Origin of the sequence: Corallococcus sp. EGB, assembly GCF_019968905.1 — a bacterium.
GTDB lineage: Bacteria > Myxococcota > Myxococcia > Myxococcales > Myxococcaceae > Corallococcus.
Window position 1 is genome coordinate 3,525,920 of sequence record NZ_CP079946.1, and the last position, 16,170, is coordinate 3,542,089.

The 16,170-nt window shown below is 68.6% G+C and carries 17 protein-coding genes; 5 read left to right on the forward strand and 12 right to left on the reverse strand.

Going from position 1 to position 16,170, the window contains the following annotated elements:
* Positions 1-21: 21 nt before the first annotated feature.
* Positions 22-933, reverse strand: coding sequence for a fatty acid desaturase (locus KYK13_RS14790; protein ID WP_223645081.1), 912 nt, complete (start codon positions 931-933; stop codon positions 22-24).
* A complete protein-coding gene (locus KYK13_RS14795) occupies positions 920-1,906 on the reverse strand; it encodes a Rieske 2Fe-2S domain-containing protein (protein ID WP_223645082.1) in 987 nt (328 codons plus the stop codon). Before KYK13_RS14795 ends, KYK13_RS14790 begins: the two co-directional genes overlap by 14 nt.
* A 146-nt stretch (positions 1,907-2,052) precedes the next feature.
* Between KYK13_RS14795 and KYK13_RS14800 the strand changes: the two genes are divergently transcribed.
* The 3 genes from KYK13_RS14800 to KYK13_RS14810 all read left to right on the forward strand — a co-directional run bounded on the left by KYK13_RS14800 (position 2,053) and on the right by KYK13_RS14810 (position 4,165).
* Complete coding sequence (locus tag KYK13_RS14800; protein WP_223645083.1) at positions 2,053-3,240, forward strand: cyclic nucleotide-binding domain-containing protein; 1,188 nt, start codon at positions 2,053-2,055, stop codon at positions 3,238-3,240.
* 162 nt (positions 3,241-3,402) lie between these two features.
* A complete protein-coding gene (locus tag KYK13_RS14805) occupies positions 3,403-3,699 on the forward strand; it encodes a hypothetical protein (RefSeq protein WP_223645084.1) in 297 nt (98 codons plus the stop codon).
* 148 nt (positions 3,700-3,847) lie between these two features.
* On the forward strand, positions 3,848-4,165 hold the full coding sequence (locus KYK13_RS14810) for a hypothetical protein (protein WP_223645085.1): 318 nt from the start codon (positions 3,848-3,850) through the stop codon (positions 4,163-4,165).
* 4 nt (positions 4,166-4,169) lie between these two features.
* On the opposite strand, the gene KYK13_RS14815 is transcribed toward KYK13_RS14810, so the two are convergent.
* The 6 genes from KYK13_RS14815 to KYK13_RS14840 all read right to left on the reverse strand — a co-directional run bounded on the left by KYK13_RS14815 (position 4,170) and on the right by KYK13_RS14840 (position 10,528).
* Entirely contained in the window at positions 4,170-5,537 is a 1,368-nt protein-coding gene (locus tag KYK13_RS14815) for a hypothetical protein (RefSeq protein WP_223645086.1), read from the reverse strand.
* A gap of 57 nt (positions 5,538-5,594) precedes the next feature.
* Positions 5,595-7,694 carry an ATP-binding protein gene (locus KYK13_RS14820; RefSeq protein WP_223645087.1) on the reverse strand — a complete coding sequence of 700 codons (2,100 nt, stop codon included), beginning with the start codon at positions 7,692-7,694 and terminating at the stop codon, positions 5,595-5,597.
* An 18-nt stretch (positions 7,695-7,712) separates the two neighbouring features.
* Entirely contained in the window at positions 7,713-8,900 is a 1,188-nt protein-coding gene (locus KYK13_RS14825) for a hypothetical protein (RefSeq protein WP_223645088.1), read from the reverse strand.
* A gap of 2 nt (positions 8,901-8,902) precedes the next feature.
* A complete protein-coding gene (locus KYK13_RS14830; RefSeq protein ID WP_223645089.1) occupies positions 8,903-9,631 on the reverse strand; it encodes an ImmA/IrrE family metallo-endopeptidase in 729 nt (242 codons plus the stop codon).
* Entirely contained in the window at positions 9,628-9,924 is a 297-nt protein-coding gene (locus KYK13_RS14835; protein WP_223645090.1) for a hypothetical protein, read from the reverse strand. The genes KYK13_RS14830 and KYK13_RS14835 overlap by 4 nt, the downstream gene beginning before the upstream one ends.
* 76 nt (positions 9,925-10,000) lie before the next feature.
* A complete protein-coding gene (locus tag KYK13_RS14840) occupies positions 10,001-10,528 on the reverse strand; it encodes an RNA polymerase sigma factor (RefSeq protein ID WP_223645091.1) in 528 nt (175 codons plus the stop codon).
* A 583-nt stretch (positions 10,529-11,111) separates the two neighbouring features.
* On the opposite strand from KYK13_RS14840, the gene KYK13_RS14845 reads away from it, so the two are divergent.
* Both KYK13_RS14845 and KYK13_RS14850 read left to right on the forward strand, forming a co-directional pair.
* Complete coding sequence (locus tag KYK13_RS14845; RefSeq protein WP_223645092.1) at positions 11,112-11,906, forward strand: GNAT family N-acyltransferase; 795 nt, start codon at positions 11,112-11,114, stop codon at positions 11,904-11,906.
* 83 nt (positions 11,907-11,989) lie between these two features.
* Positions 11,990-12,676 carry an iron-containing redox enzyme family protein gene (locus KYK13_RS14850; RefSeq protein ID WP_223645093.1) on the forward strand — a complete coding sequence of 229 codons (687 nt, stop codon included), beginning with the start codon at positions 11,990-11,992 and terminating at the stop codon, positions 12,674-12,676.
* Positions 12,677-12,694: 18 nt separating this feature from the next.
* Here the strand turns inward: KYK13_RS14850 and KYK13_RS14855 are convergent, their stop codons facing one another.
* The 4 genes from KYK13_RS14855 to KYK13_RS14870 form a co-directional block, all read right to left on the reverse strand.
* The gene (locus KYK13_RS14855; RefSeq protein ID WP_223645094.1) at positions 12,695-13,639 is read right to left on the reverse strand and encodes a helix-turn-helix transcriptional regulator; all 945 of its coding nucleotides are present in this window, start codon (positions 13,637-13,639) and stop codon (positions 12,695-12,697) included.
* 346 nt (positions 13,640-13,985) lie between these two features.
* Complete coding sequence (locus tag KYK13_RS14860) at positions 13,986-14,423, reverse strand: hypothetical protein (protein ID WP_223645095.1); 438 nt, start codon at positions 14,421-14,423, stop codon at positions 13,986-13,988.
* A 123-nt stretch (positions 14,424-14,546) separates the two neighbouring features.
* Positions 14,547-15,386: an alpha/beta fold hydrolase gene (locus KYK13_RS14865; RefSeq protein WP_223645096.1), complete on the reverse strand. Its 840-nt coding sequence runs from the start codon at positions 15,384-15,386 to the stop codon at positions 14,547-14,549.
* A complete protein-coding gene (locus KYK13_RS14870; RefSeq protein ID WP_223645097.1) occupies positions 15,386-16,162 on the reverse strand; it encodes an alpha/beta fold hydrolase in 777 nt (258 codons plus the stop codon). The genes KYK13_RS14865 and KYK13_RS14870 overlap by 1 nt, the downstream gene beginning before the upstream one ends.
* Positions 16,163-16,170: the final 8 nt, after the last annotated feature.

Sequence of the window (16,170 nt, forward strand, 5' to 3'; positions counted from 1 at the left end):
GTCCCTTCCTGGCGGGCAGGTTCACTTCGTTTGCTCCGGAAACGGCCGCGGGCCTCGCCACATGGACAGCCAGATGCCCAGGAAGGATGGCCGCTCGACACCTTCGTCCACGTAGCGGCCCAGGTGGAGCCAGGGCACCTGCGGGTGCAGGTGATGCGCTCGGTGGTAGTGGTAGTTGAGGAACACCCAGCGCACCGGCGCCGCGACCTTCAGGTCCCATGCGCCCTCGCGTACGTCCAGCGGCGACCAGGCATGGTCCGCGTATTGGAGCGAGCTCCAGTTCACCGCGAACGCCGCGTAGCAGAGCCCCCAGCCCGCGAGCGTCAGGTCCAGCGCGTGCACAAGCCCCGCGTGCACCGCAAGCATGCCCAGGACCTCCGCTCGGATGGCCGCCCGCGGTGCGTCCTCCAGGCGCCCCAGGTACGCGTCCGCGCCCGTCTGTTCCCCGTAGCGCGTGCCAGGTCCCCGCAGCCTCCGCAGCAGTCCCGGCGCGAGCGAGAACACCAGCGCTCCCAGCGGCACGAACAGCCAGTAGATGCCTGTCAGGATGACGTACCACTGCGCATACTTGAGGAAGCGGTGGTCGCCCGGATGCAGGTAGTCGAACTGCTCGCGCGCCGTACGGTTGTAGCGGTGATGCGTGAGGTGGAACGCGCGCTGCAACGTGAAGGACGTGGGAAAGAACGTCGCCGCGACGCGGCCCAAGCCGTCGTTGATCCGCCGCGACGGGTGCAGCACCCCGTGCGTCGCTTCGTGCAGCAGCGAGAACACCGTGTTGTTCACGTAGGAGAACACCCCGGCCGCCACCAGCCGCGCCCAGAGGGCCTCCGCGTGCGACGCCGTCCACAGACACAGCGCCCCCGCGCCCATCGCCGCGGCGAGCAATACGGCATTGAGCGCGGCGGGAATCGGTGGAGCGTCATCGGCGCGCATCGTCCCCGTCCTCGGGCAGGCCCACCGCGAGGTCGAGCAGCTGGCGCATCACCGGATCCGCTGTCGCCGTCGCGACGTTGAAGCGCATGCCGTCCAGCACCGACAGGTCCCTGCGCAGGAACGACGTGTAGAGCCACCGCGACACCCCGAGCACCAGCGCGTCCGCGCCCGGAAACCGTCCCCGCCTCGCCGCGACGGCGAGCCTCACCGACGTCCCCTCGGCCACCGGCGTCAGGCTCGCGAGCAGCAGCCCCCGCGCCCGGCCCAGGTCGCTCTTCACCGACATCAGCGTCCCCCCATGCAGCGTGAGCTCCACGCGGATGCGGTTGCCCGACAGCACCTTCATCAGCCGGTCGCTCGCGCCGGTGCCGATGACCCGCGACGTGTAGCGAAGCCGCAGGGTGTAGCGGTCCGGCGTCTCCCACGCCGGCGCGGTCCACAGCTCGCGGTGGTGCACCGTGCGCAGGTGATCCAGGTCGAACGAGTTCGCCGCGAGCGGCAGCCAGGGGCAGCCCACCGTCACCGGAGGTCCCACGTCCCACACGTGTTCCTCACCCTCCAGGTCGGGTAGGGGAAACAGCGCCTCGGGGCCGTTGAACACGAGCACTCCGCCGAAGCGCTCCTCCACCGGCCACGTCCGGGGGCCTGGCAGGCAGGACACATCGCTGCGGCCGGGCACGGCGCGGCAGCGGCCTTCTCCGTCGAAGTCCCAATGGTGCAGCGGGCAGCGCAGCAGCTCGCCCTGGACGGTGCCGTGCTTCAGGTGCGCCCCCAGGTGGGGACAGTGCGCCGACAGCGCGTGGACCTGGCCTGACTGGCTCCGGAAGAGCACCACCTCCTGGCCCCCCACCTGGACGCCCATCGTCTGACCGGGCCGCAAGGCCGCGGACGGAGCCACCAGGTACCAGGAGCGCGGGCGCGAGGGCCCGGGGAGACGGTCCGGTGCCACCCCGGCCGGGACGGGAACAACCATGCCCGGGACCCTACTGGACCCGGTGTCGTGAGGGCCACGAGGAGGCCGGTGGAGGCTGGCTTTACGCCCGGGTTCCTGGTTAGTCAGGCGCTGGCGGAGCCGGGCGCGTCGCCCCGACGGGGCGGGCCTGGGAAGGGACGTGTGACATGGCAGGCGATACGGCGGGCAGCAGTCGGGGCGGTTCGGCGCGGGGCGGCACGCTCCAGGTGGTGCAGTCCCTGGCTGCGCAAGGTGAGCCGGAGCGCGCGGCGCAGCTCTACGAGGAGCTGGGCGCGGCGCAGCGCGAGCGCCTGCGCAAGGAGGCCGCGCAGGGGACGGTGAAGGAGCGCCACTGGCTGGTGGACGTGCTGCGGCGGGCGCGCGACTTCACGGGCGCGGCGCGGCTCCTGGACGGCAGCGGCGACGACGTGTCGGTGGCGGACCTGTATGCCCAAGGCGGTCAGCACGTGGCGGCCGCGGAGGCGTACCTGCGCGCGGGCGAGGTGGAGCGCGCCGCGGCGGCCTTCGAGCGGGGCGGGGCGCTCGAGCGTGCGCTGGAGGTCTACCGGGGCCTGGGCGCCCGCGAGTCCATGGCGCACTGTCTGGTCCGCCTGGGCCGCCCCTTCGAGGCCGCGGACCTCTACCATGAGCTGGGCCAGGCCCACGCGGAGGCGGAGGCCCTGGGCGGGGTGCTCGCGGAGGACCCTCGCTACGTGGAGGCCGTGCTGCGCACCTGCAAGGTGCTGGACGGCGGCGGCTTCACGCACCGGGCGCTCGCGGTGCTGGCGGACGCGCTGAGCAGCTCCGAGCACCTGCGCGCGGACCCCATCCTGGTGACGGAGAAGGCGCGGCTGCTCCGGCGCATGGGCCTGGACGTGGAGGCGGAGGCGCTGCTCGCGCGGCTCGCCGCGGGGGCGTCCGTGCCGGAGGCCAGCGGCTACCGCTTCCTCAAGGCCATCCCCATCTTCGGCGAGCTGACGCTGGAGGACATGAAGGACCTGTACCGGCTGGCGCGGCCCGTGAACGCCGCGCCGGGCACGGTGCTGCTGGAGAAGGGCGCGCCCGGCACGGGGCTGCTCGTGCTGCTGGAGGGCACGGTGGACGTCTTCTCCGGCAACGAGCCGAACGCGCGGCTCCTCAACACGCTGGGGCCGGGCTCGTTCCTGGGAGAGATTTCGCTCGTGCAGGACGGCCCCGTGTCCGCGAACGTGCGCGCGAAGACGGCGGTGCGCGCGCTGCGCATCACCCGCGAGAGCTTCCAGCACTACCTGGCCACGCACGACGCGGCCTCGCTGCACATCCACCGGCTCTTCACGCAGAGCCTCGCGGCGCGCGTGCGGGCGCTGAGCGGCTGAACTCGGGAGTGTCCCGGGTGAGCGTGGGCCTCCTACGGTCCCGCACCTTGGGTGATTCGACCAGTCTCCAAGGCGCATGCAAATCGTGGGGCGAGGCCCTCTTCGAGTCCGAGGCCCAGGCGCGCTGGCACGTCACGTTCCACTTCGGCACGAAAGCCCCAGGTGGGGGTGCGCCGCGCGGCCTGGGTGGACGTGAGCCTCAAGGCCGCGAAGCCCCTGGTGGCGCCGAAGAAGCCCGCGGGTGGAGGAGTCAGGGGGGAGGTGCTCTACGCGCACGCGGACAGCCGGTTCCAAGGCGTGCGGGTCGCCCGCAGTGTGCTCCACGTCCGCAAGGGCTCGCTGGGAGAGAAGGGGCGCACGACGTCCAAGCGCTTCGCGCACGAGTGGCAGGCGCAGGCCGCCGCGGACCGCCTGATGAAGAAGCTGCGCAAGGAAGGCTTCACCCGGCGCAAATCCTGAAGGGGCTTCAGGCCGTTGTGTCCGCGCGACCCGCGAGCACTCCAGCCCCGCCCGTGAGGGGGCAGGCGAGCACGGCGAGGGGGCCTTTCACGGCCAGCGGGCCGCCCCCATCGTCCTGAACAACGTTTCCGTTCGGAAGGACGCCCCCATGGCTTCAATCGATGCACTGCGGCAACAGGCACGCGCGAACTGGCGCACGTGGTTGGCGTGGGTGGCCACGCCCATCGCCGCGCTCCCGCTCCTGGGAGTGGGCGGCCTTCGCCGGGCCGGCCTCGTGAGCGAGCTGGCCGCGGGCGCCGTGGGCCTGGGCGTGCTGTCGCTGACGCTCATGGGCCTGGGGCGGCTCTCCCAGACGGCCGCACGCCCGGCCGGTGGGAAGGCGTGGAAGCGGGCGCCGAAGGACTTCCCCATCTCTGGCGCGATGGTGCCCGAGGAGTTCGCCGCGTCGACGGTCTCCGGCCACTGACGCTTCAGGGCCGGCGCTCGATGCCGATGGCGATGGAGGGGCCGGTGAGGGACTCGCCGGTTCCGTCAGACAGCGACACGATGCCCAGGCTGGCGGACAGCACGGTGGTGCTGGAGCCGCCAGTGCCCTTGAGGAAGCTGCGCACACCCAGCTCACCGAAGTTCCATCCGCTGGCCGAGCCGCCGCCCGCGCCGAAGAGGGAGAGGCTGGGCGTGAGGGGCACCTGGACTTCGCCGCGTCCGGAGCCGAAGCGGAACTGGTTGTCGCGCGAGAGGATGGCGGAGTTCCACGCGAGGTGGAACCCGTCGAGCGCACCCAGCCGCAGCACCTGCTGGAAGGAAGGCCCTGATTTGGAGTCGCACACGTCCCGCGGGGTGACGGGCTCGTAGGTGATGGGGTCGTAGTCGAACTCGGTGTGGCACGCCTTCTGACCGAACAGCGCGCCCGCGCCGAGTCCGACCTCCAGGAACGCGGTGGAGTAGGCCACGGCGACGTAGCCGGAGCCCGGCGTGTGGCGAAGGCCGGTGCCCAGCCCGAATCCCACCGGGTCGAACTGGGCGCTCAGCACCAGGGGCAGGTCTCCCGGGCGCCACGCGATGAACGCATCCAGGAGCAGGCCGCCCGCGCGAGCGGAGTTGCCCGCGCGCGTCTTCGCGTCCAGCGCGAGGAAGGGCCGGGCATGGAAGCCGTAGCGCAGGCGCGGCACGGCGGTCTCTGGGAAGAAGAGGCGCGCGGTGGCGGGAGCGTCGGTGACGGCGGCGGTGTCTCCCACGCGCACCGTTTCCCCACGGCCCAGGCGGGCGACAGCCGTGTCCTCGCGTGAGTCGATGACGCTCAGCACCACCTCACGGGAGTCCTGCGTGCGCACCCGGACGCGGGTGCCCTCCGTCAGGCCGGCCCGAGCACCTCCGGAGAGCGTCACGTCACCATCACTCACGGCGGTGACGGTGACCCGGGAGGAGGAGGGGATGGATGCGGGGGGTGGTGACTGGGGATACGGCGTCTGGGTGACGACGGTGAGGTCGCGCGCCGAGCCCAGCGCGGAGGCGAGCGAGTCCGGCTGGGGCTGTTCCGGCGTGGCGAGCGAGAACGCATGGGCCTCCTCGCGCTGCTCGATGGCGAGGAGTGACGCGCCCACGACGACGAGCCGCACGAAGCGGCGACCCTCTTCGATGCGCCGCACGAGCTGAGGCGCCGCACCGTCCAGCTTGAGCACGGCGATGCCGCCCCGTGCGAGCGCGGCGTAGGTGACGCCCTGGTGAACGACGGAGTCGAGGACAGGGCCCAGGCCCAGTTCTTCCGCGGCACGTGAGACCGGGGACACAGGGGCCTGGGCAACGATGACGGAGGCAAGGAGCGCGGAGCCGAGCATGACGGCTCGCCTCTTTATCGCTCCTGCCTCCGGTCGTTCCTGGACTTTGGGTCAACCCTAGTCGACGAGCAGCCGCTTCACGGGCGCGGGGTCCACCGCCACCATGAGCGGCCGGGTGAAGTGGCTGAACGACATCAGTGCCTGGCCGGGCGCGAGCCGCGACACGCGGCTCCACAGGCTTTCGTCGATGCTGCCCACGCTCTTCTTCAGCTGGTTGATGACGGCCCCATCCGTGATCTTGTGGATGATGAAGTTGTTGAGCAGGGCAAGCACTTCCGGAGGCAGGTGCTGGGGCAGTTGCGTGACGAAGACGAGCCCCAGCCACCGTTTGCGGCCCCGCTTGGCGATCCGCGCTACCTGTTCGAACAGCACGGGCATCTGAGAGATGCGGCTGGCGGACAGGAACTCGTGGGCCTCCTCAATGATGATGAGCACGGGCGTGACGGGTTCGTCCCGCTCGGATGCTTTCTGGTAGTGCTGCTCCTGGTGCTCCTGAAGTCCCCGCAGGATGTCCGCGATGACCAGGTTGTTCAGCTGCGGCGAGTCCGTGTTCGACAGGTCGATGACCGACACCCGTCCGGCCTGGAGCATGGATTCGTAGTTCACGCCAGCGGTGTTCTCAACGTCGAAGACCTTCAGTCGCTTCAGCAGCTGAAGCTTGTTGCTCAGTGTCTTCCAACTCGCCTCACTGGTGCTCCTTTGCGCCATGACCCGTGCCTTCACCAGCTTGGCGTTGCCTCGGAACTCGCTAAGGAGAGTGAGACCCCGCGATACGCTGGGCGCTTCCTCTGCGCTGTCCTCCTCTCCCTCGGGATCAGGCTCCTCGGCCCGCCTGCGCCGTCCGCCGCCAGCCTTCGCCTCCGTCCTGCCCTCGCTGCCCAGGCTGTACGTATAGGTATTTACGACATCCAGGATGTGGTCGATGGTCATTCGTGGATAGCCGGTGTCCTGCTCGTCCACCTCCAGGACCCGCTGCTTCTCGGCTTCGTTCCTGGGGAAGATCTTGAAGTCCTCCAAGAGCAGCTTCGTGACGTCGAAGGCGCGCAGGAACCGCTCATGCTGCGCGTCCGACATGTTCAGGATTTCCGAGATGGCGTAGGGCGACAGGCTAGAGAACTTCAGTGAGAAGTCGTGCCGATGTCGATGTTTTGGATTGCGGCTTTCTCGGCCCGTGAGGTGGTGGATGTGCATGTCATCCACGCCTTCAGGTTCCTGTCCCCGCCGCTTGAGCATCTCGCGCATCGCATCGTGGTCGGTGGGTTTGTCCAAGTGGGTGTATTCACCCTCCACGTCGAAAACGATGGTCGCGATTCCGGAGCGCTGGACTCGGTGGATGAGCGTCGCGACGGTCGTAGATTTGCCGCCGCCCGTGGTGCCAATGATGCCCGTGTGACGGGGAAGGATGGCCTTGTCGCGAGGATTCAGCCTCGCCTCCATGCGCTCATAGCCCACGACCCGGCCCAGGCTCAGCAATCCGCCCACGCCCAGCACCTTCGCGCTCTCCTCCTCGCTCAGCACGAAGACCGGGCTCTGGGGGCGAGGCCGGAAGCGGGGCGGCTGTAGCACGCCTCCGACCTCCTGCCCCAACAGCTCGATCTCGGCACGGCCGTGGTACTCGAACGTGTACGTCAGCTTCTTGCCGTGCGTAATGACCCCCACGGCCATTGTGGAGTTCGCGGGAACGCCATTGGGCTCAGCGAAAGGCCCCCGGACCACGACTCCCAGGTAGTCGCGCTTGTCCTCACGCGACTTCACCCGGACGAGCGTCTGGGACGCCAACCGGTGCAGGTCGTCACGGGTCATCAACACCGTGAGCAGGTTGTCATCGCTGCTCGAGGTGTCGAAGTGCGTGAAGCCCACCGCGCTCGCCAGCTCAGGGTCCAGTTGGGGCATCGTGCCGGCCCGGTTGCTGATGTCGGCCAATTCGCTGAGCGTCCTCGCGGGAGTCTGGTTGATGAGTGGCCTTGGCGCGTCCTGTTTCTGCGCGGTTCCGCCGTCCGCGCTCATGGAGGGGGAAGCCGGTTTTGCGACGGGGGCCTGCGTCCCGGTGCGGACGACATTTCCGGACGGCCGGGGCGGCGGGGGCTGGGCGGGATGAGAAGCGCCGTTGAGAGAGGCCGTGCCTGGTGGATTGAATGATTTGCCGTTGTTCGACATGGTGTGTGTCTTCCCCCGTTACCGACGTGATTCGCGCTCGAGCAGATACTGGAGGTGCGCTCCCGCCTGCGCGTAGGCGTCCTGCACCAGCCCTTCGAAGCCGTCCTCGCCGAAGATGCTTCGGCATGTGAGGTCCGCGACGTCCAGCAGAAGTGGATAGCTCTTCTCCAGGCGCAGGATGCTGTCCGCCATGGCCACGCGGGCCGCCATGTGGACGTGCTCGCGGTGGGCGTAGAAGAGGCGCGGTGCCGTGCGGTTCGAGACCCGGAAGACGCCAAGAAGCACGTTGGGGCAGTAGGACTGGACGAACTTCCGGACCAAGGGCAAGCGAGGGTCGGTCTCCTTCCACGAGCCGAACAACTGACTGCTCAGCCGCTCCAAGTTCTCGAAGACGATGTATTCGCCCGCGTCGAGGGAGAGGCCCAGCGTCAGCAGCCCCCGCTCCATCTGCGCGTTGGAGACGAACACGAACTTCTGCTGGACCCGGACGAGGCGATCCAGCACCGCCAGCGAAGCCTTCAACAGACCGACATGGCCCGAGCCGGTGAGCAACTCATGCGCGAAAGGATTGCCATGCCCGATGCGCCACTCCGTCGTCACCTTGTCCACCAGGACGGCTCGCTCCGCGTAGGTGCGGATGCCCCGCTGGGCCAGGCGGGAGAGAAGTTCCCGGTGGCTGACGGTCTTGGGGTTGTGGCGGTTCGCGATGTAGTCGACAGCTTCCTGCAAAGAATTGGTGTCCTTCGCCGCCAGGTCCTTCCGGAAGAGGCGCTGGGAGAATGTCCCCGCGTTCCCCTGATAGCCGACGGCCGCTACCCCAATCTGGGTGATGCCCAGCGGAAGACTTTCATGGGACACCGACGTGCCCAGCACGGCGATGACATTCCCTGGAAAGAGCAGCCCCTCGTGGACGGTGGTCAATTCCTGTGGGGTCGCCCGGAACACGCCGGCCTCCGCAGGGCCGTGCTTGCGTCCCGCGATGCGTGGGAGGAGCTCCTTTCGGATGAGCTCCCGCATGCGGTCTTCCCTTTGAACCGAGGTGGAGATCTCCCGTTGGAACCGGAACATGATCTCCTTCGGGTCCATGCCCGGACTCCACGTGTCCAGGTTCAGCGTCTGCGCCAAGTCTTCGCCAAAGGTGGTCCTGAACTCCTTGTCACCCAGGAGGTTGGGTACGGCATCGTCAGGGGGCGTTTCGTCGGCCATGGTCACCTTTCGTCATCACCCAGGAAGTCGAGGACTGAGAGCTCCGGTGGATGGCGACGCTGACGCAGCATCCGGGCGTAGGTCCGCGCCGCCGAGGTCGGTAGCCCGAAGCGGGCCTCCAGCCGCCGGGGGCCGTCCATGACGGACACTTCTTTCAGCTCCGCGCGAGCCACCTCCACGGGCGCGAGGAACTCCAGGGCTAGGCGGTCCGCCTGTTGTTCCGCCTCCAGCACGGAACTCGAGTCCACGCGTCCCCCTGCACCCCGGTCCATCAGGTGCACTTGGAGGCCCAGGGGGACGTCGCTGAACCGCGAGTCCATGTACTCGTCCAGCCTTGGGTGCCTTTCGCCGTCGAGGACCGGCAGGATGTCCTTACCAAAGAACTCCAGGGCCCGGGCCCTGGGCAGGAGGTGGTCGAGCACGTAGTGCGCCACCTCGTGGGCCAGGGTGAATCGCTGTTCCGCCTCGGAGTCATCGCTGTCGAAAAACAACGCCGCAGTCCCCGCCCGGGCCACCATGCATCCGTAGAGCCTACGGTTGGCTCCTCTGAGTTCAGCCGGTCGGCCGCGTTGAACGAGCCATTGGCGTATGCCCTCCGCCGTCAGGCCTGGCATTCCCACGAGATCGAGCGGATGGCGCAGTGGGGCCACCGCCGCGATGTCGCGGGGGAACTCCGGTGGGAAGGAGAGCCTGCTCACCGCGATGGCCTCCTCCAGCCATTGCTCACTCATGGCTCGAACTCGTCCTCGAAGAGGTCTTCTTCCTCTTCGTCTTCGCGGTCCCGGGCCGCGATATCTATCGGGCTGCCTTGGATGACCGTGGGCTTCGCCAATGCTTGCTGGACCTGGACGCGCCGGAGCACGTGCACGAGCTTCTGGAGGTCGACCTCGAAACGGTCTGCGATGCCCCGGGTCTGCTCCTCGAAGTCGGGTCCATCCGGCGTCAGGCAGAGTGACAGCCACTGGAGCACGTCTGGCGTGCACCCCAGCCGCTGGACCAGCGAGTCCTCCGAAAGCTTCTCCATTTGGCGGTACGCATGGAATACATGGCCGAGCATTCCTGCTTCGCCCGTGCTGCGCTCCACCGCTCGCTTCAACCAATCAGGATTCGTCATCGTATCCCTCCTCGAAGAGGCGCTTCAGCGCCTGCTTGAGGCGGTCCTGGTTTCGCTTCACCTCTCGCCGGAGTTCGAGCTGGGGCAGGTGCCTGATCCCCAGCACCTCCGCCAACTGGTCCGTGGACCGCTCCCCGGAGAACATGCAGCGGAGAAAGGCCTTGTCCCTTTCCGAAAAGCTGGCTTGGTCGATCTTCTCCAGAATCAGACGTACCTCCGCGCTGGTCTCCATGGCCTTGTTCGGAGGCGCGGACCAGACTTCGACAAGGGTCGCGAAAATCTGGTCTCGGAGCGTCCGGGCGTTGGAGGAGCGGTGGCGATCCTGGGCCCTTCGGAGGGCAATTCGTCCTAGGTAGGTCTTCAGGCTACTCTTCTGCGGGTCGTACCTTTGGGGCTCCTTGAAGTACGCGTACATCGCGTCGATCGCCGAGTCGTAGGCATCGTCATCGTTACAGCCTGGGTTCCTTTTCAATGCCCGGATCAGGGGCTCCCTGAACGTCAGGAAGACGTCCACGGATGCCGTCCTGTCCCCGCCCAGGATCCGTTCGTGAAGGTCACGTCCTTGCTCTCGCGATGGACTGCTCATCCCCCACACCTCATTGACATGCGCGCGCCCACTTTCCGGTGGCTACGGTCCGTATGGACTTTCGCTACAGGCCTGTAGAGTTCGACGGCGGAGCGTCTCCGTCCGAGCCGAGAGGTTGGCGGCAAGGAGGATCGGTGTCTCTACCTCTCAAGTGGTACTGTCTTTGAGGCCAGTGAGTCTTTCGCGATCCCCCTGGATCGGAAACGACCCGTGTTTCAATGCGACGCGGGCGGCTGGGAGCCCCTGGATTTCTTCCACGCGTCGATAGCTCGGCACGCCTCATCCCGGAAATAACAGTCAATCCGTGGATACGCGTCATCCTCCGGATTCGCCAATGTCACACGGGCCGACCAGGGAGGTCCGTCGAAACCATTGCCGTTGAGCAGCACTACGCGATTGGCCGGGCCTCGCGAAAAAAGACAACCCGCGAGCGCACTCATGCAAGCGGCGACGAATGAAAGGTCGGGGCCGGACACACAGTCCGGCAGGCACCGTGAAAGCGAGACCCGCCATGTCTTCATTGAGTTGCCGTGTCGCCACTGCGCAGCGCGAATTGGATGACGCCCTCCGCGTCCGTTACCAGGTCTTCGGCGAGGAGATGCGGATGCTGGGGCCCCGGCGGCCACGGGCCCCGCGCGAGGCGGACTGCTTCGACACGCTCCGGACCACCGCCCACGTGGTCGTCTACGCGGACGGGGAGCCGGTGGCGACCGCCCGGCTGCTGACCCCCAACGCGGAGGTGGCCGCCTTCGCGGACACGGTGGTGGGGCTGGACATCGAGAAGAAGCTCGACCTGTCGGAGATGGTCGCGCCGGACCGCGTGTTCGCGGAGACCACGCGCTACTGCGCCTCCCACGGCAGCCCTTTCAAGGCGACGCTGGAACTCCAGGCGGGCCTCTACCGTGAGAGCCGCAAGCGCGGCGTCACCCACTGGATCGCCGCGGCCAACATGGAGACCGACTCACAAGAAGAGGCAGACCTCTACTATCTGGCCGCCTCGCGACGCGGCTGGGTGACCGACGCCTTCCGCGTGCGGACCCGGGACTTTCCTCCGCCGCCCGTGGAGCCCCTGGCGCCCCGCCTCACGCCGGAGCAGCGCGCCCGCGCTCGCCAGGGACACCTGCAGGCCCTGCGCATGCCGAGCATCCTGTCGCTGTTCGCGGACAAGATGGGCGCACGCTTCATCGCGCCGCCTCACTTCGATCCCACCTTCAATCGCTTCACCGTGCCGCTCGTCGCCGCGCTGGATGCCATTCCCCCGCGCACGCTGAAGCTCTTCGACTCGCTGGACGCTGACGCCGCCTGAGTTCCGGCCGGCGCGCTCCGCTCTCCCTTCACCCCCAACGCAACACCCACCGGGCCTTCACGGGCCCCTGTCAGGAGACGTGTATGTGCAAGCAGCCCAAGCATGAGCACACGAAGACGGACTGGCTGGACTCCCTGCGGCACGAGGCGCGGATGCTCGTGCATGAGCTGGATGCGACGCCGGGCGTCCAGCGCCTCTTCGAGGGGCGCATCCGCCAGGACGACTACGTCCACTACCTCGTCCAGTCGTACCAGTACGTGCGCTGGAGCGCGGAGTTCTGCGCCGAGTCCGGCGAGCGAGTGCACCGCGAGGGCCGCAACCCCGTGCTCGCGGAGCTGCTGTTCCAGAAGGCTCGCGAGGAGCAGGGCCATGAGGAGTGGCTGCTCAAGGACCTGAAGGCCCTGGGCTGGACGCAGGAGCGCGTGGAGCGCGCGACCATCAGCCCCGCCGTGCGCGCCTACGTGGAGTGGAACCGCTTCACCACGCAGTCCGGCGTTCCCACCGCGTTCCTGGGCACGGCCTACGTGCTGGAGTACCTCTCCGTGAACCGGGCCCCGGGCTCGGTGGACCGCCTCATCGCGGAGAGCGGCATCCCCAACATCCACAAGGCGGTCCTCTTCCTCAAGGGCCACGGCGCCGCGGACGGCGACCACGTGGCCGACCTGGAGTCCGCCCTGCGCGCCGTCACCTCGCCGGAGGAGCAGGCCGCGCTGCTCCACTCCGCCCGCACCACGCGCATCCTGTTCCCCAAGTTCTTCCGGGATCCGTGAGCGAACTTGCGGACCTCCTCAGCACGACTTCCGTCTCCAGGCAGCCTGGTAGAGGAGGTCCGTCCGGCTCTCGATTCCCAGCTTGGGGAAGATGTTGCGCAGGTGCGTCTTCACCGTGTTCAGCGACAGGCCCAGGTCCTCCGCGATGGTCTCGTTCGCCCAGTTGCGGAGGACTCCCTGGACCACCTCCACCTCACGGTGGGAGAGCTTCTCTCGCCAGGGCTCCGGCATCGGGATGGCCCGCGAGCACTCCTGCAGCACCAGCACCCAGGGGCGGCTGCCGCGTTGCTCGGGCAGTTGCACGCAGGTGACCTGAAGGTCGTGCTTCCCTCCGGCGCGCATCCACGTGTCCACGCCCGAGGCCCGCTTCGGCCCCAGCGCCTGGAGGCGCTCCAGGTGCTCGCGCAGCTCCTGGGGCAGCCGCGAATCGTCCGCCTCCATCTCCTCCGGGTACCAGCGGCGCAGGAGCTCCGTCGCTCCGGGCGTCCGCAGCCTCTCGTGCTCCGGGGGATCCATCACGACGCACTCGGCCCCCTGATGACGGAAGAGGGCATCCAACAGGTCGCCACGCAATGCCTCGTGCCCGAAGAGGCGGCAGTTGCGCACCGTGTTCGTCAGGTAGGGCTTCAGGTCCTCGAGGAGCGCCTGCTCCCGCTCGGAGAAGGGCAGGGTGTGCTCCCGGTACACGGCCAGGCTTCCGTGCCAGTCCTGCCGCAGGTCCAGGAGCACCGCCATCACCTGCTCCAGGGGCAGCCCCATCTCCCGGCAGCGCAGGTAGAGCAGGCTGCGCGTCAATTCCTTGCGTGACCGCGCTCCCGAGGCGCGCAAGGGCACGTCGGATGGTGGCATGGGCGGCTCGGGGCCGAAATCAACCGCTGCCAGCTCTGGATAGTGGGTCAGGAGGATGCCCGGCGCCCCCAATCCCAACCACTCGTAGTCACCGGGTCGCTCCGGTCTCGACACGCACAGCGCCGCATAGTCGCAAGGGAGCAATTGCGTCAGGATCCCCTGTGCGCGAGCCAGGACCTCGGTCAAGTCCAATGAGCTGGAAAGTGCCTGGGTCAGCTCGAGCAGGAGCGCCTGTTCGCGTGTGGTGAGATTCATCCGACAGGCCTCCGTCCAACCGGTCCATGCAAGGATTTACCGGTCTGGAGGCCCGGGGGTCTCTCCCCCACAAGGGGTAGATGACGTCTGGCGATGCAGGGCCGCCCCTGTCGCTCGCGCCAGACGCAGCAGTGCGACGGCCGCGAGCGGTCGTCCCGCTCGCGGACCCGCCGCAAGAATCCGCCAGGGCTGTGGAACCTCCGCGTCAGTTGCCCGCGCTGCCTTCCACCGGCGGCGTGCCCGTGGTGGGGCTCGCGGAGCTGCCGATGTCCTTGTTCTTGTCCCAGGCTGGCGGCGTCACCTCCATCTTCGCCCCCTTGTTGCCCGGGGTGCCGGAGTTCGGCGCGCGCGGCTTCGCGGCGGCTGAATTCTCGCCCGTGCTGTTGGTCCCCTGCTCGGTCGAACCGGAGCCACCCACGCCTTCATCGACGTGCTCCGGAGTCAGGAGGCTGTCGTCATCCGGGGCCAGGACGCCCGAGGAGCCCGAGCCGCCCGTGGCCTTGTCCCAGCGCTCCGCGCTGTCCCGGGGCGCGTCCGTGGACGGGTCCTGCAGGGGCGGCGTCTCGTGGTCGGTGTGGCTCTGCGCGAACGCCTGACCGGAGAGGGCGAGTGCCGCCAGTGCTGCCATCAGGGGGAGCTTCATCGGTGGCTCTCCTTCGAAGAACGTGTGTGCTTCGAAGGTGGCGACCGTCGGGTGGGAAACAAGCGCTTGACGCACCCCCGGCCTGGAGCCGCGTCCCCCGCCTGGTGAGCGGACAGGCGGCCGTCAGCCCGCCAGGGCACGCGGCGGCACCGTGCCCACGGCCCACGCGGTGAGCTTGCGCAACAGCTCCGCGCGGTCCTCCGGCACGGAGAAGAGGTGATCCGCGCGCGGGTAGAAGGCGTAGGTGACGCGGCCTTCCAACTTCAGCGGCGAGAGCATCTCGTAGAACTGCCCCTCGTGGTTGAAGGACAGCCCCATGCCGCCGGAGAACACGAAGCACAGGCTGACGCCGCGCTCCAGCAGGTGCTGGTAGTCCTGCGTCAGCTGCTCCCGCTCCGGGTACTCGCGCGTGTAGACCTCGTCGGCCTCGCCGGCCTCACGCAGCTGGGCGGGCAGCTTGCGCTTGCGCAGGAAGCGCGACCACCGGCGGGGACTCAGATAACGCAGGTGGAAGCGCAGGTGATAGCCCAGCGTGCGGTACGTGTACCCGTCGATGAAGGCCGCGCCCACCACGCGCGGATCCGCCACCGTCACCGCGTGCGCGCTGTCCACCCCGGAGCACAGCCCGATGAGCGCGAAGCGCTGGTGGCCCTTCTTCTGCTCCAGATAGTCGAGCGCCGCGCGCGTCTCCTCGCGAGCGCGCTGGAATTCATCAGCGCCGCCCTCGCGGCGGGGGCGGCTGTCGCCCAGGCCGGACAGGTCGAAGCGCAGCGTGGAGAAGCCTCGCCCCGCCAGCTGCCGCGCCAGCTCCACCCAGAGCCGGTACGGACCCACGTGGTGGTTGAGGCCCACGTTGGAGAGCACCACGGTGGGCGCCCCCGGCAGCGCCTTCGCCGGATCAGGCTCCGTGAGGATGCCCACGAGGCTCAGCTCGGGGCCGAAGGTACAGATGCGCTCGCGCATCACGCGGCCTCCTTCAGGAGCGTGGTGATGGTCTGCAGGATGCGGTTGGACAGGAGCGCGGACTCCTGGCCGCCCGCGCCCTCCTCGGGCACCAGGTGGTGCTGGGAGGGCAGGCCCGTCTTCTCCAGGTGCGCTTGGAGGCGCGCATACTCGGGCTTCGGCGCACCGGCCACCAGGTGCGTGCGCGTCGCGGGCCACGTGGGCAGCGCCGCCAGGTCCAACGCGAGGATGTCGTCGTGCAGGGCGCGGGGGAACGCGAAGCCGAGCAGCTCCTGGCGCACCTCCACCGGACTCTCGGGCCTGGGAAAGAGCGTGCGGGCGGCCCGGCGCTGCTGGAGTTGCTCCAGTTCCCGGATCCAGGCCGCGCCCTCCACCAACGGCTCCCAGAGCACGAGCGCGGCGGTGGACAACCCTTCCAGGGCCGCGCGCACCGCGAGCGCCGCGCCCAGCCGGAAGCCCACGAGCGCCACGCGCTGCACGCCCGTCACGTCCTGCAATTCATTGGCGGCGTGGCGGATGTCCTGGACCCACGTGGACACGCGGCCCTCGTGGACCTCTCCGGCCGAGTCCCCCGTGCCGTAATAGTCGAAGCGGAAGACGTGGAAGCCCTCGCGCGCGAGCATCCCGGCCAGCTTCCGGAATGCCCAGTGCGTCAGCATGTACTCCTGGGCGGCGGGATAGCAGAGCACCACCCCGGTGGTGCGCTCGGCGCCTTGCGCCGGGTGGTGCATGCCGAAGAGTTGTCGCTCGGAGGTGCCAAAGAAGCAGGGCGTCACGGTGGGAC